This window comes from Streptomyces sp. HUAS MS02, from assembly GCF_055702265.1.
Genome location: NZ_CM146747.1, coordinates 5106313 through 5128605 on the forward strand (window position 1 = coordinate 5106313; position 22293 = coordinate 5128605).

At 68.1% G+C, this 22293-nt stretch carries 18 protein-coding genes, 1 tRNA gene, 1 other RNA gene and 2 pseudogenes; 17 read left to right on the forward strand and 5 right to left on the reverse strand.

Annotated elements, in window-relative coordinates; all coding sequences use genetic code 11:
- Positions 1 to 88: 88 nt before the first annotated feature.
- Positions 89 to 211: pseudogene (locus ACZ9QC_RS21905) on the reverse strand (PIN domain nuclease); the annotation flags it as partial.
- A gap of 35 nt (positions 212 to 246) precedes the next feature.
- Positions 247 to 2674, reverse strand: a pseudogene (locus tag ACZ9QC_RS21910) (helicase-associated domain-containing protein).
- A gap of 1313 nt (positions 2675 to 3987) precedes the next feature.
- Between ACZ9QC_RS21910 and ACZ9QC_RS21915 the strand changes: the two are divergent.
- The 4 genes from ACZ9QC_RS21915 to ACZ9QC_RS21930 all read left to right on the forward strand — a co-directional run bounded on the left by ACZ9QC_RS21915 (position 3988) and on the right by ACZ9QC_RS21930 (position 8127).
- Entirely contained in the window at positions 3988 to 5268 is a 1281-nt protein-coding gene (locus tag ACZ9QC_RS21915; RefSeq protein WP_472914683.1) for a DNA sulfur modification protein DndB, read from the forward strand.
- 81 nt (positions 5269 to 5349) lie between these two features.
- Positions 5350 to 6411 (forward strand): HNH endonuclease, encoded by a 1062-nt coding sequence (locus ACZ9QC_RS21920; RefSeq protein WP_472914684.1) that lies wholly within the window; start codon positions 5350 to 5352, stop codon positions 6409 to 6411.
- 649 nt (positions 6412 to 7060) lie between these two features.
- Positions 7061 to 7300 carry a hypothetical protein gene (locus ACZ9QC_RS21925; RefSeq protein WP_472914685.1) on the forward strand — a complete coding sequence of 80 codons (240 nt, stop codon included), beginning with the start codon at positions 7061 to 7063 and terminating at the stop codon, positions 7298 to 7300.
- Positions 7301 to 7302: 2 nt separating this feature from the next.
- The gene (locus ACZ9QC_RS21930) at positions 7303 to 8127 is read left to right on the forward strand and encodes a helix-turn-helix transcriptional regulator (RefSeq protein ID WP_472914686.1); all 825 of its coding nucleotides are present in this window, start codon (positions 7303 to 7305) and stop codon (positions 8125 to 8127) included.
- 254 nt (positions 8128 to 8381) lie between these two features.
- On the opposite strand, the gene ACZ9QC_RS21935 is transcribed toward ACZ9QC_RS21930, so the two are convergent.
- Together ACZ9QC_RS21935 and ACZ9QC_RS21940 are read right to left on the reverse strand one after the other, a co-directional pair.
- Complete coding sequence (locus tag ACZ9QC_RS21935; protein WP_472914687.1) at positions 8382 to 9065, reverse strand: P-loop nucleotide/nucleoside kinase family protein; 684 nt, start codon at positions 9063 to 9065, stop codon at positions 8382 to 8384.
- Positions 9062 to 9820 carry a GntR family transcriptional regulator gene (locus tag ACZ9QC_RS21940; protein ID WP_472914688.1) on the reverse strand — a complete coding sequence of 253 codons (759 nt, stop codon included), beginning with the start codon at positions 9818 to 9820 and terminating at the stop codon, positions 9062 to 9064. Before ACZ9QC_RS21940 ends, ACZ9QC_RS21935 begins: the two co-directional genes overlap by 4 nt.
- A gap of 619 nt (positions 9821 to 10439) precedes the next feature.
- Between ACZ9QC_RS21940 and ACZ9QC_RS21945 the strand changes: the two genes are divergently transcribed.
- The 12 genes from ACZ9QC_RS21945 (at position 10440) to ACZ9QC_RS22000 (ending at position 21856) form a co-directional block, all read left to right on the forward strand.
- A complete protein-coding gene (locus ACZ9QC_RS21945; RefSeq protein ID WP_472914689.1) occupies positions 10440 to 10706 on the forward strand; it encodes a DUF6284 family protein in 267 nt (88 codons plus the stop codon).
- 56 nt (positions 10707 to 10762) lie between these two features.
- A complete protein-coding gene (locus tag ACZ9QC_RS21950) occupies positions 10763 to 10993 on the forward strand; it encodes a DUF6303 family protein (RefSeq protein ID WP_472914690.1) in 231 nt (76 codons plus the stop codon).
- Positions 10990 to 12039 (forward strand): DUF2637 domain-containing protein, encoded by a 1050-nt coding sequence (locus ACZ9QC_RS21955; protein ID WP_472914691.1) that lies wholly within the window; start codon positions 10990 to 10992, stop codon positions 12037 to 12039. The genes ACZ9QC_RS21950 and ACZ9QC_RS21955 overlap by 4 nt, the downstream gene beginning before the upstream one ends.
- Positions 12036 to 13112 carry a hypothetical protein gene (locus ACZ9QC_RS21960; RefSeq protein WP_472914692.1) on the forward strand — a complete coding sequence of 359 codons (1077 nt, stop codon included), beginning with the start codon at positions 12036 to 12038 and terminating at the stop codon, positions 13110 to 13112. The genes ACZ9QC_RS21955 and ACZ9QC_RS21960 overlap by 4 nt, the downstream gene beginning before the upstream one ends.
- A gap of 212 nt (positions 13113 to 13324) precedes the next feature.
- Positions 13325 to 14899 (forward strand): hypothetical protein, encoded by a 1575-nt coding sequence (locus ACZ9QC_RS21965; RefSeq protein WP_472914693.1) that lies wholly within the window; start codon positions 13325 to 13327, stop codon positions 14897 to 14899.
- A gap of 1 nt (position 14900) precedes the next feature.
- Entirely contained in the window at positions 14901 to 17009 is a 2109-nt protein-coding gene (locus ACZ9QC_RS21970) for a hypothetical protein (protein WP_472914694.1), read from the forward strand.
- Between the two features lie 232 nt (positions 17010 to 17241).
- Positions 17242 to 17553: a hypothetical protein gene (locus ACZ9QC_RS21975; RefSeq protein ID WP_472914695.1), complete on the forward strand. Its 312-nt coding sequence runs from the start codon at positions 17242 to 17244 to the stop codon at positions 17551 to 17553.
- A gap of 90 nt (positions 17554 to 17643) precedes the next feature.
- A complete protein-coding gene (locus ACZ9QC_RS21980; RefSeq protein WP_472914696.1) occupies positions 17644 to 18552 on the forward strand; it encodes a bifunctional DNA primase/polymerase in 909 nt (302 codons plus the stop codon).
- Positions 18549 to 18899 (forward strand): hypothetical protein, encoded by a 351-nt coding sequence (locus tag ACZ9QC_RS21985; protein ID WP_472914697.1) that lies wholly within the window; start codon positions 18549 to 18551, stop codon positions 18897 to 18899. Before ACZ9QC_RS21980 ends, ACZ9QC_RS21985 begins: the two co-directional genes overlap by 4 nt.
- Positions 18896 to 20143: a DUF3631 domain-containing protein gene (locus ACZ9QC_RS21990; protein WP_472914698.1), complete on the forward strand. Its 1248-nt coding sequence runs from the start codon at positions 18896 to 18898 to the stop codon at positions 20141 to 20143. Before ACZ9QC_RS21985 ends, ACZ9QC_RS21990 begins: the two co-directional genes overlap by 4 nt.
- Positions 20144 to 20321: 178 nt before the next feature.
- Positions 20322 to 20588 (forward strand): helix-turn-helix domain-containing protein, encoded by a 267-nt coding sequence (locus ACZ9QC_RS21995; protein ID WP_472921760.1) that lies wholly within the window; start codon positions 20322 to 20324, stop codon positions 20586 to 20588.
- Between the two features lie 8 nt (positions 20589 to 20596).
- Complete coding sequence (locus ACZ9QC_RS22000; RefSeq protein ID WP_472914699.1) at positions 20597 to 21856, forward strand: tyrosine-type recombinase/integrase; 1260 nt, start codon at positions 20597 to 20599, stop codon at positions 21854 to 21856.
- 79 nt (positions 21857 to 21935) lie between these two features.
- Here ACZ9QC_RS22000 and ACZ9QC_RS22005 read toward each other — a convergent pair.
- Positions 21936 to 22023: transfer RNA gene (locus ACZ9QC_RS22005), tRNA-Ser, on the reverse strand.
- 130 nt (positions 22024 to 22153) lie between these two features.
- Between ACZ9QC_RS22005 and ffs the strand changes: the two genes are divergently transcribed.
- Positions 22154 to 22250, forward strand: an RNA gene (ffs, locus tag ACZ9QC_RS22010) — signal recognition particle sRNA small type.
- The last annotated feature ends 43 nt before the right edge of the window (positions 22251 to 22293 follow it).

A 22293-nucleotide genomic window follows, 5' to 3' on the forward strand; every position in this document is an offset into this window, starting at 1 on the left:
CCGACGACGTGCCCGTTGCTGCACTGGCGGAGGACACGAGATTCGAACTGGTGAGGGGGCAACCGGAACCGCAGCCATCGCCGGCCTGTTCGCCGCTCTCCGGGCCGTACCACTGGAGAGCCTGCCCGGTCACTGCCGCGATGCCGGCGAAGTCGTGGTCGCGGTGCAGGAGGGTGAGCCCCTGCAGCTCGGCCGTCGCGGCGACGACGAGATGGGGTCACGTATGTCGCGCGAGGTGTCCGAGTCCTACGCGGGCATCACGCCATGGATGCGGGAGAGAGTGAAGACGCGTTCCGCTTCGCGCAGGTGGCACCACGCGTCGAGGTAGGGCGGGTCGAGTTCCAGGTCGCTGAGGGTCCGTACGGTCCGGTTGCCCGAGGTGGCGACGTACTCGACCGTGATGGCCGCACCGGTGTCGATGGCATGGGCGACCTGGCGGACGTCGCTGTACGACAGGTGCTTCGCGTAACCGGCGACGATCTCCTCGGTGTCCGTCCCGAAAGGCACCCCGCTGCCGAACGGGTCGGGTTCCGGTGCCGTCGGCGGGGCCTTGAGCAGCCGGTCGGCCAGGACGTCCATCCCGGCGTCGGTGGGCAGGTCCGAGGCGCGGGTCGCGGTGGTCCGGGGGGCGCGCCGCCCGACCTTCCCTCGCGGGGGCGGGACGGCGGCGGCCCTCTGCGGCCGGCGCTTCTCGATGCGTACCGTTCCCCCGGCGGTCTCGGCGACCGGGGCGTAGCCCGCGGCGCGGAGCGCGGCGAGAGTGGTCGCGGGTGGGCTGCCACTGACCAGGACCGTCGGGGCGAGCTGCCGCAGGGCGAGCTTGGACAGTGCGCGGTGGGCGGCGAGTTCGGCCAGGAGCGCGGGTTCGTCGCCGTGGATGACACAGGCCGCGGGGGCGATGCGCACCCGTCCATGACCTCGCGCGGTGTCGGCGATGAGATAGGTCAGTGGCTGCGGCAGGGCCGTGGCGGAGCTACCGGCCAGGTCGGCTGCGATGTCGTCCGGGGTGAGGCCGGCGTCCAGGGCCCGACGGATGCTGCCGGCACTGAAGCGCCACACCGACGCCGTGCCACTGGTCTCCCGGTCGGCCATCGAATCCAGCAGCGCCGAGAGCCGCTTGGACGGGGTGCCGGCGACGACGGCGGTGAGGTCGGCGCCGATCCGGGCCGTCGTGGTCGCGGGGGGCAGCAGCCGCCGGGCCGTGATGTCGAGCTCTTCGTCGGCGTGGGCCGCCAGGTGGGCACCGAGTGGGGACAGCGCACCCCGTGCCAGCACGCCCAGCAGTTCGCCTTCGCGGATCACGCTGCTGAACGGTGCCGTGTCCTCGGGCGAGGCATCGTCGGCGAGCGGACGGTGCCAGGCCACGAGCGGCCCCAGCTCCGAAGCGACCTTCACACCCTGTCCTGCCGGGAGCCCCGCCGCCGCGGTGAGCAGCCCGTGGCGGGCTTGCAGACAACCGCCGCAAGGGGGCGCACCGGCGAGCGCGGGAAGCGCCTTGTTGTCCTCGTCGCGCGCCCGGGTCGGGGTGAGCGGCAGGTCCCGCCATGCCCGGAGCAGCACGGCGAGTTGTTCTGCGGGCTCCTGCTCGGCCCAGGTGTCGTACGCCTCGGTGGGAGGCACGCGATCGCCGTCGCGGGCCAGCAGCCCGGCGGCGTACGCGGTCTCCAGGGCGATACGTACGACGGCGTCGTCCGCTTGGGCTGCCCTGCCGAGCCGGGCCAGTTCACGTGCTCCGATCCCGCCCGACTTCAGCCGGGTCGGTGGAGCGGTCGCGCACGCCGACAGGACGGAGGCGGCATGGGCCGCGAACGCGGTGGCGGCCACCGCGGCCTCCCGCTCCACCTCCGAGGAGGTGACGGGCACCAACTCCATGACAGGCGGCAGAGGTTCGAACGGAGCGTGCCAATCGGGGCCCCGGCAGAGCCAAGGCCACCTCGACCGGCATCCGGACGGGCCCGTACCGGTGACGGTCCTGGAGCAGAAGCCCGCGGTCGAGTGCCCAACGGGCGCCGGGTGGGAGATCGAGTCCAGGAGCCCCTAACACGACGAACGGTGACGGACGCGGCGTGGACCTGGCGCTCTGCTCAAGCAACTTCCGGGTGGCCGCCGGTGCCTCCGCCACCAACGCGGTGACCCGTTCCGCGTCACTGTGATGCTCCACCAGCGCCGCGAGTCGCTGCTGCTTGGTACCCGGAGGCTTGACGCCCAGGACCGCCAGCATGCCGCGCAGTCCCTCCGATGTGGTGTCCGTCAGCAGCTCCGCCAGCGGGGCGTCGAGCCCCAGGGGCGTGCTCCACGCCTGCCGCAGAGGCGCGGCCATGTGGAGTGCCTCGTTGCCGTCGTGCCACACGAGCGCCCGATCCGACAGAGCCTCCAGGGTCGCGTCCAGCGCGTGCACCGCCGCAGGGGACGTCGAGCCGAGCAACTCCGCGAGGCTGTCGCGGGTCGCTCCCGCTCCCAGGGCCGCCAGCGCCTCGGCGACCTGCAAGCACGGCAGCGTGAGCTGGGGCAGGACGAGTGCCACGGACCCCGGACGCTGGAGACGGTCCGCCAGTTCCCCCAACGAGCGGGGTTCCGGAGAGGAGGCCGCGTCCTCCCGTATGGCGAGTACGCGTGCCAGGCGGGAATGGTCGAGTCGGCTCAGCCAGGTGGCAAGCGTCGATCGGGACTTCATGAGGGTGCACCTCGACAGACAGGAACGTCACAGGCGGGCCGAACTCGCTTCGGCGCCATGGTCAAGGATGGCGCAGTTCCATGATCCGCGGATGCCGTACGAAGACGAAGACAGAGCCCACGGCACCTCCCCGCCGGGCCCAGCCCGACGAGAAGAGCCGACGGCAGGAGAAGATCCGGCTGCCCGCTCGCCGAACCAGTGCACGACGAGGAGCCGAGCCGCGATCGCGTCTCGGCTCCTCGTTTCGCCGTGTACGCACGAAGACAGAAACTGAAAACCCAACTGAGACGGTAAGCGGACGGACAACGACGAAGGGCCCCACCGCAAGCGGTGGGGCCCTTCGACATCGTGCCCGGTGAGGCACTGGCGGAGGATACGAGATTCGAACTCGTGAGGGGTTGCCCCCAACACGCTTTCCAACTCTGCTGGTTGCCGTTCCGGGTCGTTCAGGCCCGTTCAGACACTGCGTGTCGCGTCCTATTGGCACTGCCGTGAACGAGCGCGAACTCCCACGGACGAGACTGCCGTTGAGACTGAACGCAATGCCAGTCGGGCTGCCTCTCATGCCGACTCGAAGGGTATGAGAAGGGAAGCGCGAAGCTGGGCATCTACCTGTCCGTGCCTGGCAACGTGCTCTATACCCCCACACGGGTGCAAGCGGCGCGCATTGTACCTTAGCCAAGCCTTTTGACGTGGTGTACAGTTTCTGTTGTTGGACGCCTTGTCCTGGTTGGCAAGGTGCCGAACATGACGAAGGGCCTAGCTCGTGCCAGAGCCAGGCCCTCCATGCAGTAACACGAGCCCGGTCGCCTACACACAGGCCGGGCTCGCTGCTTTTCCAGCGGCCCGCCGCGGCCGGGCGTACTCGTGCGTGGGCGCTCCCTAGTTGCCTAAGAGGCGTACTGCACCACGATGGCGGCAAGCGCCAGGATCAGCCCAATCACACCGATGGTTACCTGGGCCTTCTCAGGTCCGGTCCACCGCCGACGAGGCTTCTCACCATTGAGACTTGCCACTTCGCGCCCTCCCATCGTCCAGCCCTGACCTCTCAGGGCGTTACGCCGAACTCCCTTTTGGTGTCCGACGAGTTGAGGGGAGGATCGAGGAGCGCGATCACCACACTACTCTATCTGTACGTCACCAACTTAACGTACACACGTCACTCGGGATGCGTTCGGCCCGACGCGGCACCGTCTGCACTGACGTACCATCAGTACATCGTACCGCCACTGTTTTTGCAAACAACTCCAGTGTATCGACAAACAGTTTGCGCAAACAGTGCGGCAGCAAGGGCAAACCACGTGGGGGTTGACATGCCGACTTTGCACACGGCGATCCGCGCACAGATGGGATCGACTCCGTACTACGTGACCACCATGAGGGTCAGCGACCTCGTCCAGATCGCCCGACCGGCGAGCGAACAAGAGAAGTGGGCTACTACCGGCCTGACCGAACGCCTGCAACGCGAACTCAACAGTGCACGCGTCCACTCGGAGATCGCCCCCTACTTGGCCAACTCCCCAGATCGGTTCTTCGGCGCGCTCATTCTCCTCCTCGAAGCCGATGAGGAACCGCAGTTCGAACCGTTCAGCGACCTAGCTAAGGGCCTACCGAGGGCGTACCAGGCAGCCCTGTCGAAGAACCCCTTCGGCTTCCTCACCATCGAGAGCGGCGACCGGATCATCCTCGATGGCCAGCACCGCTTTGCTGCACTGCGAGAGGTGGTCATCGACAGGTTGATCGAAGGCAGCTACGCGAAGGACGTTGCCAATGACGAGGTGACCGTCATCATCGTCCCGCACATCAGCACCCAGCACACCAGGAAGATCTTCAACAAGGTCAACCGCTACGCGAAGAACACCAGCCGCGGAGACAACATCCTCACCAGCGAGGATGACGGCTTCGCCATCCTCACCCGCAGGCTCGCGGATGACGATGGCCCGTTGGCCGGCCGAAACCACAAGGGCGAGTCGCTCGTCAACTACAAGAACAACACCATCGCTGATCGCAGCGTTCAGCTCACCACGCTCAGCGCGGTCTACGAAACCGTCCGCGTCATCGCCGAGCACTACGGGGTGGCAGATGAACTCAATGAGAAGAAGACGCACGTACGCCCCTCGGACGAGGTTCTGGACGAGGGGTACGAGCAGGTGCAGGGCTGGTGGACGACCGTGCTGGACGGCATGCCGATGCTCAAGCATGGCCGCGACAACACCAAGGTGCTACCAGACCTGCGGGCCAAAGACGCCAGCCATGGACTGCTGTTCAAGCCCGCCACCCATATCGTGCTATTCCAGGCGCTCTCCCAGATCCTGAAGGCTGACCCGAACTTGACACTCCAGGAGGCCGTGGAGCGCGCCTATCAGATCGACTGGGGGATCACGAGCCACCTCTGGCGGGATGTCCTGATCAACTCCGCCTACAACATCCTCACGAAGAAGGAGAACTACAACCTCGCTGCCGACTTCATGACCTACCTCGTCATCGGCGAGAAGATGGCAGCCAACGACATCGAGATGCTACGTATCCGCATCGCGACAGCCCGCGGCGCGGACCTTGCCTCCTTCACGCTTCCGGAACCGTTGACCAACTGAGCTGGCCGTCAGCGGGTATCGCCCCCGGACGGCCTGAAATCGGACCACGCCAGTGTCGTACCTCGTGCCTACACTCCGCTCATGGACAAGGGAGCGATCTCGCGGGACGACATCCTCAAGACACTCGCTGAGTACGATGAGTTGACGCGAGAGGTCTTCCTGGAGACCTATGGGTACGGCAAGGCGAGCAAGTATCTGATTCTTCACGAGGGTAGGGAGTACGACTCCAAGGCTGTGGCCGGTGTGGCGCACAAGCACCAGCACGGCAGGCCGCTCACGAAGGGCGAGCTCATTGGGGGCGTAGGCCGTGGTCATGCTGTCGAGTGGCTTAAGCGGGAGGGCTTCGTCATCGGGGTCTCTCGCAATCCCAACTGGACCCGCGACGAGCTCATTCTCGCCTGTGACGTGGTAGCCAAGAACGGATGGCAGGGGCTCGACGCAGAGGATCCACGCATCGCTGATCTCTCCCACTACCTTCAACTGCTCGGCGCCTACCCGCCGGAGGAGCGGGCTCTCACCTACCGCAACCGGAACGGCGCGGCACGCAAGACATTCGACATCGCTACACATCATCCGGACTACGCCAAGAAGAAGACCAAGGGCGGCGAATTGGACCGAGAGGTCCTCCGCGACTTCCTGGAGCGGCCGGATGAGATGGCGCATGCTGCCGAGCTGCTGCGCGAGGGACTGGCGAACGGCACCTTGAAGGCCATCGTGGCGGACGACGATGACGACGACGCCGAGGACGAGGCCAGCGCCCCCGAGGGCAAGGTGTTGTACCGACGCCACCGGACGCGCGAGCGCAACAAGGGCCTACGGAATAAGAAGATCGCCGCTGTACTGAAGGCTGGCGGCTCTTTGGCTTGTGAGGCTTGCGGCTTCGACTTCGCGGCCATCTACGGCGAGCGTGGTGAGGGCTACATCGAATGCCACCACGTCGTCCCACTGCATGAGGCCGGCGAGGGGACGACCAAGCTGTCCGACCTGGCCCTCATCTGCTCGAACTGCCATCGGATGATCCACCGTAGTGCACCATGGCCCACACCGGCGGAGTTGCGCGCGCTGATTCAAGCACGCGCCAACGGAATTGCATTGCTGCTGCCCTCCCCTAGAGACGTCCGCGCAGCGGCCAGCCGTCGATAGACACCAGCTGTCTTCCGTGTCCACCCTACTCACGCTTCATTTCTGGGATGGGAAGGCCAACTCATCCTGCGGATAGTCGCGAGGACTTGAAAGCCCTACCTCTCGATGCGAACTACGGGCCGGGTGGTCGCCGAAGCTTCCTGAGCAGATCAGGAGGGCTACTAAGGTCGGCGACTGTCAATCCCGGTCCCTGGTCGACATAGTTGCTGTACAGCACTGCAGTGGCGCATGCGATCTTCGGCATACGCCACTGCAGGGAGAAACAGCCTTCGCGGCAACGTGCTGCTTCTCGACGTTCCCGGAGCCCACAGCAGCCGGGTAGAGGTGCCCGCCTTCGGCCGCCTCCGTGACTCAACGAGTACAAGGTCCCTCCGCTGCGGTCCAGCAGCAAGGCCAGCCAACGGTACAAAATTGCGGGAATCTGAGCATGCAGTTGCTTGCTGATCAGGGGTTTCATCCTTCAAGTTCCTGCTCGCCTACATCGGGGCCTGCCGCCTCCAGGTTGGGCCGTACCTGCCGGAATCACCGCGGTGCGAGTGGGCTGACTGCTCAATGCCTGCCAAAATCGACTCTCGTGAGCCAGGGCGACGGCAACCGCCCTGTCACGCAGCCGAGTTGGAGCCCACGCACACCTGGAGGACCATCCCTGATGGCCGCACAAATCAGCAGTCTCAACTGTGTCGAGCCCGCACCGCAGCCGCTCACGCTTCCCGAAGTAATCCTCGTGGTGGTCGTGGTGGTACTGGCGGCCAGCCTCACCTTGTCCGGAACTTCACCTTTGGTGTTCTACATCACCATTGGGAACGCCGGCGTCTTCGCGATGCGCTTCGGTCGGCGGGTGCGGCTACATGCTGGTACCTCTCGCCTGGCGCCTGATGCGGTTGCTTGATCGTGGGACGTCACGAATCCCCAATCGCTACATGTAGTGCATCCCTTTATGCTCTCGCGTCGTGGCTTCGCGCCCGGCGCGAGAGCGCGGGATACAGCTACGAACAACTAGCGCGCTTCACTGCATGCAGCGAGGACACTCTTAGGCGTGCAGCCTCGGGAAAAAAGATTCCCAGATTGAATGTCGTTCGCGAGTTCGCCAACGCCTGTGGCGCAGATCCGCGTGAAGCAGAGCGTCTATGGCAAAAGGCACGGTACGAAGCCGCGAAAGAATCAGCTCCTCGGGGCTCGACCAATTCTGCACATGTCGATTACGTTCAGAACTACTCGGAGCTTTATTCCGCCTTGGTTGAGCTCTACCGCAAGGATGGCTGTCGCTCCTACCGCGAGCTGAGCGAACGAGCTGGTGGGCACGGACGGCTTCCTCCCACCACTATCAGTCGGATTCTCACCAAGGACTACCTACCACGCCGGGACTTCGTCATAGCCTTCGCCCGGGCCTGCGGGGTGCAGGGATCTGCGCTGGATTCGTGGGGGATGGCTTGGGAGCGCGCCGATGCAGAACTCCGAGAACAAGAGGAAAGGGCAAAGCGATCCCGGAAATCCTGGCGCGAGCGATCAAAACGCGCTTCAAGGACCAGTCAGGACCCGTATCATAGCGCCGCCCAGAGAGGGCCTGGGCGGTATCGCATCGTCGATTGCGCTGGGTGCTATCGAGTGATTGTCGAACCTGAAGCTGCCCTCACTGGGCAATTCTGGTGTCTGGACTGCGGTCGAGATCGGATACCGAGAATTTCGCGAGCCAAGATGGCCGATAACTGCACGTGACTACGGAAAGCTGAAATCACGCACAATCACCCACTACTCCGGCTCCTGCGCACGCCACGCGCATAGGGCGCCCCTGCCGGAGGCGCCGCTTGGGCCTGCTCTCACCTGCGGAAACAGTGTTCGGGGGCATTCATCCCCGTTCATTCTCGGGTCCCCGTTCGGCGCATGAACGGCTATGGACGGCGCCGGACGGGGGTGAATGAGACGGAAACTGAGACGGAGTGCTGTCCGGCTGACCTGTGCGTCTGCCCCCTCTAAGCGTCAGGGCGAGAGGCTTCCAGAGCTGCGATCACGGCCGCCGGGTCACCGTCGTACAGCAGGTGCGGTTCATCTGCCTGTGGGGGGACGAACCGCTTGCGGTACCGCTGTAGGTCGCTCTCGGAGAAGTAGATCGAGTTCGGATCGTTCGCGTGGAAGTCGTTGCGCTTGCTGATCCTCGCCCACAGCTCGTCATGGCTGGCTGCCAAGTAGACCAGCACCGGAGTCGCGCCAGCGTCGATGGCGATGGCTCGCCACCTTGCCCGGTCTTCCGGGGTCCAAAAGCCGTGATCAACCACGACATCGTGCCCGGCCTTGAGCTGCTCCCGGAGGTCGACCGCCACGTCTCCGAGGACGGGCCGCTCAAGGGTGGGGAAGACGCCCCTGGGGAAGTCCACGCCATATACGCCGTGCCGACGGAACATCTCTTCATCCGGGCACAGTCGAATGAACCCACGGGCGGTCAGGGCGCGGGAAAGAGTTGTCTTGCCGGAGCCGGGGAGCCCGGCCATAAGGACGCAGAACGGCGGGTGTAGGGGCATCGATCTCGTCATGGTTCGGGAGATGGTGGCCACCTCCGCATCGGCTTCGGGCTTGATTGTGCCAGCCCTGCGGGCCGTAGGCAGTGCTTCTAGGCGGTCTTCGAGCACGCTCACAAGCGGGCCGTCCACGACCGTCACGGGGAGACCTCCGATTCTGTGCGCCATGTGCGGCCGGGCCCGCCGAGGTCCACGCCGTATTCCACGATGTTGCCCTCGCTGTCCACGAACTTGGCTGTCATCACGACTACCGGGTCCGTCGGCAGGTTGTCAGGGTCCAGTTCCAGAAGCCGGGCGTACTCCGATGTGACCAGGCGCGCGGAAGCGGTGTCAATGCGGTGGCTGATCGGGTGACCGGTCGTCTGGGCAATGAGCTGGAGCGACGTACCCCCTGTCAGACGCTCGCTCGCCGCTAGCTGAGGGATCAGCTTCCCGTACCGAGCGGGAATCCACGACGTGCTGTGCGCGACGATGCCGTGCCGGTCCCGGTACACGCGGCTGCGGCGCACCACGTCGGAGCCGGGCCGAATGTCCAGCGCTTGCGCGACTTCATCGGGCGCCGGCACTACGGCCGCCTGGTGTGAGTCGGACCGTTCGCCTGCCCCCCAGCTCGACCCGGTACGGCGTCCCCGGTCCTGCCGCTGCGCCCCGGACGACATCGGCGCTGGCTGGTCCAGCACTTCGGTGCCGATGCCGTGGATGCCACGGACAAGCCCCTCGTTGCGCAGCTTGCGCAAGGCTTTCTCGGCTGTCGCCGTACTCACCTTCCACTCTTCCGAGAGGTTCTTGATGCTCGGCAAGAGGGTCCCCGGCTGGAGCTGACCAGATGTAATCAGCTCCGTGTAGTGGGCGGCAATCTTCGCGTAAGGCGCCCGATTGTCGGCCTGGCCTGCCATGTTGCCCGCTCCCTGTCGTCACTTCCCTGAGGTTCCCTAGCTTACTGCTTGACACCGCAGGGAACCCTAGGGAACCTTAGGGATGTGCCCGCCGTTCGGTTCGCCGGACAGCGGGTGCCGGACCTCAATGCGCCCTGATTCAGGGCCCGTTCGAGGTCAAGGGGCCCGGGACAGAGCGGGCCGAGGGCGCACCCGACCCTTTGCACTCGGGAGGGCTTAGGCCGAAAGGCCACGTCTCCATATGCCTGAAACGGGAGCTCGTGTTCCCGAAGGAGACCTGTCCACGTCCGCTTCCACGCGAGGGGGCTCCGTGCGCAGTCAACGAAGAACCTGGGCGCCGCCGCGATCGACCGGCCGACGGCGCCTGTGCACCATCCCGGTTCGCGGCGGCTCTGTTCCGCCGATAAATAAGCCGGTCACCCCTTCTTCCTGCCATCGCAGTGGCTAGCGCTGCGGCCGGTTGCCTCCCTCGCCCGTCCGGGGTCGCGTACTGCGCGGGACTCGTACGGGCGGGGCTGAGGGGAGCCGGATGTTCCGACTTCGAACGGTGCGCGGCCCCGGTGCTGGAACACCGGGGCCGCTGTTCGGGCCGTTCCACTGCTGAGAGGAACCACGACCCATGAAGCACATCGGTGCTGTTCAGGCGGTTGTTACCGCCGCCGACGACTTCGACCGTGAACCGACGCTCGCGGAGCTGGACGCGATCGCGGTCGAGACGCCGCTCATCGACGCGGACGTCGAGTTGCTGGACGTGCGGATCAGCCTGCTGGACCGCACGCCGACCGAGGTGGACCACCAGCGCATCCGCCGGGCGCGGCGCAAGGTGCTGGCCGCGCGCCGGTCGCTGGCGAACCGGGGCGGTGCCGTCGCGTCGGTGGTGGCGTGATGGCGCGGGAACTGCGAGCGTAACTGTCGGCGAGTTCGGGTGGGTGGCGGCTGTTCGTGGCCGTGCGCGGCTCGATCGATCCGTGGCCCGAGTACAGCTTCGGGCCCGGTGAGCGGGTGCCGACGTTCACGCAGCGGGCGCGAGCGCTCACGGCGCTGGGGTTCGTTCAGGCACCGGCGGCGGTGTGGGAGTGGACGGAGTTCAGCACGGACCCCGCCGACCCCGCCTCCCCGGTGTGGCTGCTCGCCTCCACCTGGGTGGATTCCCGGCCGGAGGTGGCCCCGTGAACAGTGTTCAGATCCGTTCAGCTGAGCGCGCCCTGTCCGTCGGCACGTGGCTGATCGTGGCCGGCGCGATGCTGTACTCGATCCTCACCGTCACCCCGCTCGCCGCCGCCCACACCCCCGACCGGTGGGACTGGACAGCCCCGATCCTCCCGCTCGTGGTGGACGCGGCGGTCGTGATCGTGGTCCGCCTCGATGCGGTGCTGGCCCGTCTCGGGGGCCACGGCGGGAAGTGGCCGGTGGTGCTGCGCTGGATGACCGGCTGCATGACCCTCGCCCTGAACGTCGCCGACTCCGCCCTGAACAACGACCTGGTCGGCGTGGCCGTGCACGCGGTCGCGCCGCTGCTACTGATCGTCACCGCAGAGACCGGCCTCGCCTACCGGCGCGCCATCACAACGGCCGTCGCGGAGCTGGAGAACCAGCAGCGCACGGAGCGGGAGGCACGCGAACGGGCCGCCGACGAACGGCGCGAAGCCGCCGTGCGTCGGGCCCGTGAGGAACGCGAGCACGCCGCCGCGATGGCCCGTGAACAGCGTGAGCACGAAGCCCGGTTGGCCCGTGAACAGACCGAGCGGGAGGAGCGGGCCCGCCGCGAGGAACGCGAGCAGCAGGCGGCCCGCGAGCGTGCTGAGCGGGAGGCTCGTGAACACGCTGAACGCGAGCGTGAACAGCAGCAGGCCGACCGTGAACGCCGTGAACGCGAGGAGACCGAGCGCCGCGCCAGCGAGCAGGCAGAGCGCGAGGCTCGTGAACACGCCGCGCGTGCCGAGCGGGCTGAGCGTGAACGCCGTGAACACGCTGAACGCGAGGAGCAGGCCGAGCGTGAACGCGCCGCGCTGCTCGCGCTCGGACCGGCCACGGAGAAGTTCACCGAGGACCGGGCACGCCGGCTCGTGAAGGCAGCGTTCGACACCGGGTTGCCGGTGCGGGCGGCTGCCGAACTGTGCGGCTGGTCAGTCGGCTGGGTCTCCGCCCGCTACGCCGAACACCGCGACGCCGGCCACCTCGCCGCCGCGTCGTCGGCGCTGGAAGGAGCCAGCACGTGACGGCCCGCAGCAAGAAGAAGCGGGTCGTGGCGGACATGTTCCCGGGCATGGCCGACCGCATCACCGGCCGGCCGCCCAAGGCAGAAGCTGAGCCTGCGGCGCTGACCTTGGATGAGGCGATCGCCCGCTCGTTCGCGATCCTCGATCGCGTGCTGGCCGCGTTCCCGGTGGAGTCGGTCATCGGGCTGTTCTCTGGCGGCAATGACTCGGTAGTCGTCAACCACCTCTTTCGGCACCGCGTTGATGCGATCGCGCACGTCAACACCGGCACCGGTATCCCGGAGACCACCCAGCACGTCCGCGACGTGGTCGCCGCCTGGGGCCTGCGTCTGTATGAGCTGCATCCCAAGCACTCCTATCGGGATCTCGTGCTCGGCAACGTGCTGGCCACCCGGGGCAAGAACGTCGGCCGGCCGGTGTGGAAGGGCTTCCCCGGCCCGGCCGGCCACAGCGTGATGTACCGGCGGTTGAAGGATGAGCCGTTGCAGCGGCTGCGGGGCGAGATCATCGGCCGCCGGGGACGCTCCCGGAACCTGGTCTACCTGGGCGGGATGCGGTGGGCGGAGACCGACCGCCGATTTCGCAACGCCGAAGAGGTCGACCGCGAAGGCGCCCTGCTCTGGGTCTCGCCCATCGTGCACTGGACCGACGCCCACATGCGCGAATACCGAGACCGGCACCGCTGCACCCTCCCCCACCAGCACACCGAACACATGCTGTGCACACCGGACGCTCTGCCGTTGAACGAGGTCACCGTTCACCTGCACATGTCGGGCGAGTGCCTCTGCCTGGCCTACGCCAAGCCCGGTGAACCGGATGAGATCGAGTTCTTCTACCCCCACGCCGCCAAACCGCACCGCGAGCTGGAGCGCGAGGCAGAAGCGCTCGGGCTGACCGCGTGCAAGTGGGGCCAGCGCCCGCCGGGCGAACGCACCCGACGCCGGTCGGCCGGACGGCTGTGCGCCAAGTGCGACGGCATCGAGGGACAGACCGATCTCCTCGCCGAATGGCGCGAGACAGGGCTGATCACCCCCGGCCAGTACGCCACCTTCACCCGTGCCGAAGCCGCGTAACACCTGACCAAGTCGCGCTTCATGCACAGCCACGGCCTTGGCCTACAGAGATTGAGGCCAGAGGCCGCATCAGCTGGGAGGGATCCGCACGCGTAGGTGATCGGGTCTCCAAGAGTCACACCAACGTCACTCTGTCAAAAACGCGGGTCCGGCCGTCCACCTCCTACAGCGCCGGCCGGACCCTTCGACTCCCGCGAAGGAGTGCACTCAGCATGACGGAACTCAGTACGGAGCCGGTAGCCGTTCAGCCGGCACCGACCGATTCCCCGCCCCCGCCGCCCGACACCCCGCCCACTCCGGCAGTGAAGGAAGCGAAGGATGTGGAGCACACCCCGGGCGGCTGGCCGATCGTGCCGCTGGCCCTGTCCGGGGCGAACAGCACGGTGGGCACCGTCGCCGCCGCCTCCCTGGTCGGCGGCCCGGTCGCCGCCATGGTGGCCGCGACCGGCATGGTCGTCCTCGGCACCGTCGCCGCCGCCCGCTCCCGCACCCCCAACCCCCGCCGCGACGCCGCCCGCACAGCAGGCCGTAACGCCGCCCGCAGCGCGGGCCTGCGCAGCAGCGGTACCGGCACCCGCGGTGCGGGTGGTCGTTCGGCCGGTGCTCGTGCCGGTGGGTCCGGTGGCCGGTCGGGCAAGGCGCCCGGCCAGCACCGCCGCACCACCGGCCCCGCCGCCGGTCACGCCAGCACCGCGACCAGCGGCAAAACCCGCAGCAAGACCGGCAGCAACCCCGCCAAGAACAAGCCCGGCGGCGCGTCGAAGGCTGCGGGTAAGGCTGGGCAGGTCAAGGCGCTGCGCGCTGCGCAGAAGGCCGCGGCTGGTTCGCGGGCCGGGCAGCGGGCGCAGACCACCACCGCCCGGCGCGCGGTCGCCGACGCTCGCCGCAACGCCAAAGCCGCGGCCGGTAGGTCCGGTTCGGGGAAGCGGGCGGGGCTGGCCGGTCGTGTGATGGGTGGCGCCGTGCGGAAGGCGCGGGCCGCGCGGGACACGGCTGTCGCCAAGTCTCGTGCGCAGCGCGACGCGAAGACCGGCGCCACCGTGAAGGCGCAGCGTGCCGCCGTGCGTAAGGCGCCGGCCCGCAAGGCCGCCCGGCGCGCGCTGCGCCGGTCGGCGGCCCGGTTCCAGGGCCGCCGCCTGCTCGCCGCGCTGCTCGCCTTCCCCCTCGGTCTGCTGGGACTGATCACCACCCCGATCGGCCGGAAGTTCGGCATCGGGTGGCTGATGCACCCCGGCCGTCGCCTGTATCGGCGGATGGTCGATGCGGCTGCCGAGCAGGCCGCGGAGCGCGACGAGAACACCCGCAAGACCCTCCGCGAGGAGGAAGCCGCCGCCGATGCCGAAGCCACCGAGGACGGCACCGGCGGTATTGCCCATCAGGTCGAGCGGCCGGCCGCGAACGTTCCGACCCCTGCAACATCCCAGGTCAGTGAAGGAGAGAACGTGTCTGGTTTCCGGTTCGAAGAGGCGGCTGAGGAGATGGAGCAGGCCGCCAACGCCTACGACCCCGAGAACGCCATGGAGATCCTGGCCATGGTCGAGGGACTCCCGGCCGCGCTGACCAGCGTGGCGAACGTGATGAAGATCCTCGCGGAGCGTTCCGACTCGGAGTTTCCGCTGGAGAAGGAAGTCGCGGACGGCTTCAACGACATCTTCGGCGCCGTGATGAGCGCCGTGGCCGTGGCGGAGGACATGGGGCCGCTGTTCCGGCAGGCGCACGAGCAGGACATCGCCCGCCACGAGGACCCCCGCAACGGACCCGAGGCTGAGAAGGGCTGGAACGTCTGAGATGAGCAGCACCGCCACCGCAAAGAAGCAGCACGTCAGCAGTGGGCCGGTGCTGGATTGGGCGGCCGGTCACGGACCTGTGACCGGCGCTCTGTCCGCTACCACCGGAGCCTTCGCCGTCGCCACCGTCGGCGCCGCCACCAGCATGCCGCCCGGCTGGGCGCTCGCCGTCAGCGCCGCCGGCGCCCTCGGTCACACCGTCGCCGGCCTGCGGGTGCGCAACGCCGGCCGCACCCTGGCCACCCGCGCCGCCTCCTGGCTCGTCGGAGCGGGATGGACCACGTGGGCCATGACCCACGGCCCGCTCACCTGGGCCGCCCTCGGGTCGCTGGCCACTATCGGGGTCGGGATCGGGGCCGCCGCCCGCTCCGCTGCCCTGTACGAGGAAGCGCGCGAGGCGGAAGCGCTCGCTGTCGAGCAGCGGCAGATCATGCGGGAGTTGTCCGTTGAGCGGCGGGCGATCGCTGCCGAATGGATCGAGCGGATCCAGCGGATCTGCCACATCACGGTGCGGGTGCTGGGTGTGGAGAAGTGGGAGACCGGGGCCGGGTACTCCCTCGACCTCGAACCCCAGGGCGGCATCACCTACGACCGCATCGCCCAACACTCGGTAGCCCTGTCCGCCGATGCCAAGCTGCCGCACGGCTGCACCGCCACCGCCGGGCCCGGGATCCACCAGGGCCGCACCATCCTGGACGTGACCACCGTCAACGTCCTCAAGGATGACTGCCCCTACCCCGACGACTACGGGCCGCTCTCGGTCCTCACCGGTCTGCCGTGGGGGGTGCGCACGAACGGCGAGACGGTGGCCGCCTACCTGCGGGAGCAGTGCGCGCTGGTCGTCGGGCCGACCGGGTCGGGCAAGACGAACATGGTCCACACGATCCTGGCCGGGTTCGCCCGCGCCGAGGACGTCCTGACCTGGGTCATCGACCTCAACGCCGGATCCGCCGGCCTGCCCTGGGTCCTCCCGGCACTGAAAGGGGAGATCAAAGGGGAGGACGGCAAGCCGGTGCGGCCCGGTATCGACTGGCTCGCCGGCACCCACGAGGAAGCCCTCACCATGCTCGACGCCGCCCTCGCGATCGGCCTGCACCGCAAGAAGGCGTACCAGGACCTGCTGGCCAAGGCGAACACCGATCTCCTCCCCGTCAGTCCGAAGATTCCGCAGATTCTGCTGGTGATCGACGAGGGCGCGGAGATCCTGGTGAGCACCGACCGGCAGATGAAGGAACTGGCGAAGAAGATCCTGGAAGTCATCCGGATGCTCCGCGCCATGGGCGTACGCACCGTACTGACCGCGCTCGGGGCCACCGGCAGTGTGCTGGGGAACCTGATGATCCGCCGTGAGGGCAAGGTACGCGTCGCGCTCACCGGTGGGGAAACCGAGGGCATGGACCTGGGCAAGCTGTTCCCCGGCCGCAGGGGTCTGCGGGTGGAGCAGGCCCCGTACAAGGGGGCCGGGTTCATGGGCACCCCGGAGTCCCCGGCAGGGCTGTTCAAGGCGTGGCGGATCCTGCCCAACCAGATCCGCGAGATCACCACCGCCACGAGCGACCGGCACCCCCGCCTGGACGAGATCTCCGCCAAGGCGGCCGGGCCCGCCTACGCCCGCCGGTGGGACGCCGGCCGCACCGCGTGGATGCTCGACCACACCCCCGACGACGACCACGCCACCGCTGGTTCGTCCGGCGCGGGTACGGGTCTGCGGCTGTCCGCGCTCAGCGGGCGGGAGCCGACGCGAGTCTCGCCGGAGGACGAGATGCTCGCCCGTTTCCGGGCGGAGATCGATGCTCAGTTCGCCACCGCCTCCGAGCCGAACACCCCTGGCACCGAGGAGCCTCCGGCGGCCGGTGGGTTGAATCTGTCGGCGTTGCGGGGCGAGCAGGACAGCCCCGCGCAACAGGCCGCGCTCGCCGCACTGCTCGCCGCCGGACGGGCTGGCACCGGAGCGTCCGCGATCGCCCGGGCGCTCGCCGACACCTACGGCACGACCCGTCAGACGGTCGTCGGCTGGCTGAAAACGTGGATGCGAGACGGCACGTGCGTCCGCGTCGGAGAGGGCACCAAAGCCCGCTACGTCCACCACTCCCACGCGACGGACGACTGATCACTTGTCGCTTGTCGCCCCCGGCTCCCCACATGCCTGTCAGCGGGTCTGTGGGGCCCGGATATGGCTTGTGAGCTGGGAGGCGACAAGCGACAAGACAAGACAAGCGACAAGTCAGACGACAAGCACGCGACAAGAAGGACGACAAGCCACACGACAAGCAACCCACCCATCCGCACGGGCCCGCCCACCTGTCGGCGCGGGCCCGCGGCACACCCCGAGGGAGCCAGAAATGAGCCAGCACACCCCGCCCGGCCAGATGGCCCCGCACATCCCCGCCGACGACTACCGCCGCGCCCAAGCCACCGGACAGCCGCTCGTCATCCTCGTCCCGACCACCGCCCAGACCGGCATCCCGTGGCGACGCCTGCTCATCCCGTTCGCCATCGTCGGCGCCGTCGTCGTCGGTGGGTGGGGACTGGTCGCCGCCCTGTGCTTCCTGCTGGACGCCGCCGCTCACACCGCCACCGTCATCGCCGCCGCGGCCGGACCGATCGGGATCGGCGGCATCACCCTCCGCCTCGCCCGCTCCAAGAACACCTAGCTACGCCAAGGGCGGCCCCCACCTCTCGCCAAAGAACGCGGGGCCGCCCTTGCCAACCAGTCCTCAACAGACCTGTTGGAGGTCTCTAGCATGACCCATGACCCCCGATCCGCGCTGCTACGCGCAGCGCTGGACGCCGCACAACGAGGGTGGCGCGTCTTCCCGCTGCGCCCCGGCACGAAGCGGCCCGCCCTTCACGGGGCCGACCGGTGCCGCACCACCGGCGACTGCGCTGGCGGTCACCTGAAGTGGCAGGAACGGGCGACCCTCGACCCGCACCGCATCACACAGTGCTGGGAGACCAGCCCTGCGAACATCGGCCTCGCCACCGGCCCCTCCGGGCTGGTCGTCGTCGACCTGGACGTACCCAAGGACCAGGACAACAGCAGTGCGGACGCGCCTGACGGCGCGACGACCTTCAAGGCGCTCTGCGAGCGCACCGGGCACACCGTCCCCGACACCTACCGCACCCGGACCGCGAGCGGCGGACAGCACCTGTACTTCACCGCCCCGGCCGGCGTCCGGCTGGGCAACACCGCGGGCACCCTCGCCCCGCTGGTCGACACCCGGGCATGGGGCGGATACGTCGTCGCCGCAGGCAGCGTGACCCCGGGCGGCTCGTACGAGACCGTCAACGACACCGCCCCGGCACCACTTCCGGGATGGCTGCTGGAGTTGCTGCGACCGGCCCCCGCACGCCCTGCGGCGCCCTTGCGGCTGCCTGCCGTCGATGGCAGCCGTGCTGCGCTGGCTGCGCTGGAAGCCGAATGCGCGGTCGTCACGGCGGCGCCGGACAAGCAGCGCAACATCACACTCAACCGGTGCGCGTTCAAGGTGGGGCGGTTCGTCGCGTGGGGCGACCTCCCCCGGCACGTGGCAGAAGACGCCTTCCAAGCGGCTGGAGAGGCCCGGGGACTCACCGCTGCGGAATGCCGCGCCACGATCCGCAGCGCCCTGGACAGCTCCCTGCGCAAGGCCCGCCCCCGGGAGACGGCATGAACACCCCTCCCCGCCGCCCCTTGGAAGGCCAACCGGCAACGAGCGGCCCGCGCCCCGCCGAACCGGCCGCTCCCGGACCGGCCGTAGGCGAGCCGAAAGGCGCCCGCAAGGGCGCCCCTACTGCTGTTCGCCCTGACCCTCGCCGCGGTGATGGCCGGTACCCCGTCGCGTGGCTGCACATCGTCGCGCCGCGCGGCGCCACGCCCACCGCCACCTCGAAGTGCCTGTGCGGCAGGGACCGCAGCGCCGTCGGCCGCGCCAAGGTGCTCGCCCTGATCGACGACCACGAAGCCCACCGCGACACCTGCCCGCTCCGCACTCCCCAGGAAGGAAGGGCCGCCGCATGACCGACCCGACCCCCACCACGACCGCCATCGACGGGGCCGCGCTGCTCGACGAGGTGGAAGCCTTCCACCGCCGCTTCAACATCTTCCCCACCGAAGCCGCCTACGTCGCCGTCGTGCTCTGGGACGCGCACGCCCACCTGATCGACTGCTTCGAGACCACGCCCCGGATCGCGTTCCTGTCCCCGGAGCCGGGATCGGGAAAGTCCCGCGCGCTGGAGATCGTGGAACTCCTCACCCCTCGCCCGGTCGCCACGGTGTCCGCATCCGCCAACGCCCTCTACCGGCTGGTCGACTCCGCCGAAGGACTGCCCACCGTGCTCTTCGACGAGGTGGACACCATCTTTGGCCCGAAGGCCGGCGCCGATGAGGCCCTGCGCGGATTCCTGAACGCCGGATACCGCCGTATCGGCGGTGCCCTGCGCTGCGTCGGAGACGGCTCCAACCAGAACGCGCAGGTCTTCGGTTCCTACTGCGCAGTCGCCATGGCCGGACTCGGTTCGCTGCCCGACACCGTGCTGACCCGCTCGGTCATCGTCCGTATGCGCAAGCGCGCCCCGAACGAAAAGGTCGAGCCCTACCGCCAGCGCATCCACGAGAAGCAGGGACACACCCTGCGCAAGCGGCTTGCCAAGTGGGCCGACACCGTCCGCGACCAAGTCGCCGATGCCTGGCCCGAAATGCCCGAGGGAGTCTCCGACCGACCCGCCGACGTATGGGAGCCCCTGCTCGCCGTCGCGGACGCGGCCGGCGGCGACTGGCCCAAGCGGGCCCGCGCCGCATGCCTGGAGCTGATCAGGACAGCCCACGACAACGACGAAGCCTCGCTCGGGGTCCGCCTGCTGACCGACCTGCGCGACAAGGTGTTCTGCGGCATCGACCGGATGCCGACCGGAGCCATCATCGAATGCCTGCTGCGCATGGACGAAAGCCCGTGGGGCGACCTCGACGACAAGCCGATCAACGCCCGCAGCCTCGCCCGGATGCTCGGTCAGTACGTCACCCCCGGCCTCAAGCCGATCAAGCCGCGCGGTATCCGCACCCCGTCCGGCTTCCCCAAGGGCTACTACGCGGAAGACCTCACGGACGCCTGGAACCGGTACTGCCCTCCGTCCCCCGGAGAATCCGCCACGTCCGCCACGTCCGCCACACCGCAGGTCAACGAGGGTGAACTCGTGGCGGATACCGCCACAGCCATCCGCCACACGCCTGCGGAAACCGCCACACAGCCCACCCTCGCCGGATAGCCCACCAGCACCTTCGAAGCCGCCACACCTGCCGGGTGTGGCGGCACCCATCCGCCACAAAACCGCTATCCGCCACACGATCAAGGCTCTGACCTGCGATGTGGCGGCGTGGCGGACGTGGCGGATTACCCAGAGGAGAGCCGGGAGGGCTCTCTTGGCCTTGAAGGAGTCGAGACCAGTGACAGGCGATCAGGCGCGCAAGCTCGCCGTAGTCCATTCCGAAGTGGCCCCCCCTGTAGACGACTTCGACCCCACTCTCCTCGCGGTGAGGGTGGAGGAAGCCGCTCGTCGGCTGAGCATTGGTCGAACCACGATGTACGCCCTCATTCGAGAGGGCGCCGTGCAGACCGTGCCGATCGGTCGGTCCCGTCGAGTTCCCGTCCAGGCGCTCAGCGACTACCTCGCTCAGCGCATGCAGTCGCGATCCACAAACGCAGTCGCGTAAGGAGTCCCATGGCCAAGCGCGCCAAGCGCCCCGACGGCGCATCGTCCATCTACTTCGGCAAAGACGGTTACTGGCACGGCCGCGTCACGGTCGGCGTTTGCGACGACGGAAAGCCCGACCGGCGCCACGTCAGCAGCAAGGTCAGCGAAGCCGAGGTCATCAAGAAAGTCCGTGCGCTGGAGAAACAGCGCGACGAGGGGAAGGTTCGTAAGCCCGGTCGACCGTGGACCGTCCAGGCATGGCTGCTGCACTGGGTGGAGGAGATCGCCAAGCCGTCAGTGCGGGAGAACACGTACGCCGGGTACGAGGTGGCCGTGCGGGTGCACTTGATCCCCGGTGTAGGTGCTCACCGGCTGGACAAATTGGAGCCTGAACACCTGGAACGCTTCTACACGAAGATGCAGGTCAACGGGAGCAAGGCCGCCACGGCTCACCAGGCGCACCGCACGATGCGGACGGCTCTGAACCATGCCCTTCGCCGCGGCCATGTGACCCGGAATGTCGCGACGCTCGCGGTGCCTCCGAGGATCGAGGAAGAGGAGGTGGAGCCGTACGACATCGAGGAAGTACAGCGCCTCCTCTCAGAGGCTGCCAAGCTGCGCAACAGTGCCCGTTGGTCCATCGCTCTCGCCCTGGGACTGCGGCAGGGCGAAGCCCTCGGACTGCGCTGGTCGGATGTCGACCTTCAGAACGGCATTCTCCGCGTGAGGAAAAACAGGCTGCGGCCGAAGTACCTCCACGGCTGCGGGGGAGACTGCGGCCGAAAGCCCGGGTACTGCAAACAGCGGGTCCGGAAGAACGAGGACACGGCCAACACCAAATCGCGGGCCGGCCGCCGGGTGATCGGTGTGCCCGGCGAATTGGTCCGGCTGCTGGAACTGCACCGCAAGGAGCAGGACAGGGAACGTCGGCTGGCCGCACAGGAGTGGCGCGAGACCGGTTTCGTCTTCACATCTCCCGTGGGTGAGCCGCTGGTACCCAGCACGGACTACGACGCATGGAAACAGCTACTCACCGATGCCAAGGTGCGGGACGGCCGGCTGCACGATGCCCGGCACACCGCGGCCACGGTCCTGCTCATCCTCGGCGTTCCGGAACGGGTCGTGATGCAGATCATGGGGTGGTCATCCACCGCGATGGCGGCCCGCTACCAGCACGTGACGGGAGGCATCCTGGCCGACGTGGCGCAGCGGGTCGGCGGTCTCATCTGGGAGGTGGCCAAGGCTGCCGACGAGAGCGGCCCGGAAGGCTCCGCAGAATCGCGTTGAGACTGTAGATGAGACTGCAACCGTCGAAGGGCCCCACCGCAAGCGGTGGGGCCCTTCGACATCGTGCCCGGTGAGGCACTGGCGGAGGATACGAGATTCGAACTCGTGAGGGGTTGCCCCCAACACGCTTTCCAAGCGTGCGCCCTAGGCCTCTAGGCGAATCCTCCGCCAGGAACATTACATGACGGCGGAGGGTGCTTGCGAACTCGTTCGACGGTCGGTGATCAAGGTGGGGGCGAGGCGGGAGCCAGGGGTGGGGAGGCGGGTCGGTGGCCCCCGGGGATCGGGTACGCTGGGGTCAGCCCCTCACGCGGCGCTATCTGACTGAACTCCCCCAGGGCCGGAAGGCAGCAAGGGTAGGTTGGCTCTGGTGGGTGCGTGAGGGGTCTTCGTCGTCTCGGGCGCCGGGTTTGTCAGTGGGCGCCTATAACCTCGTA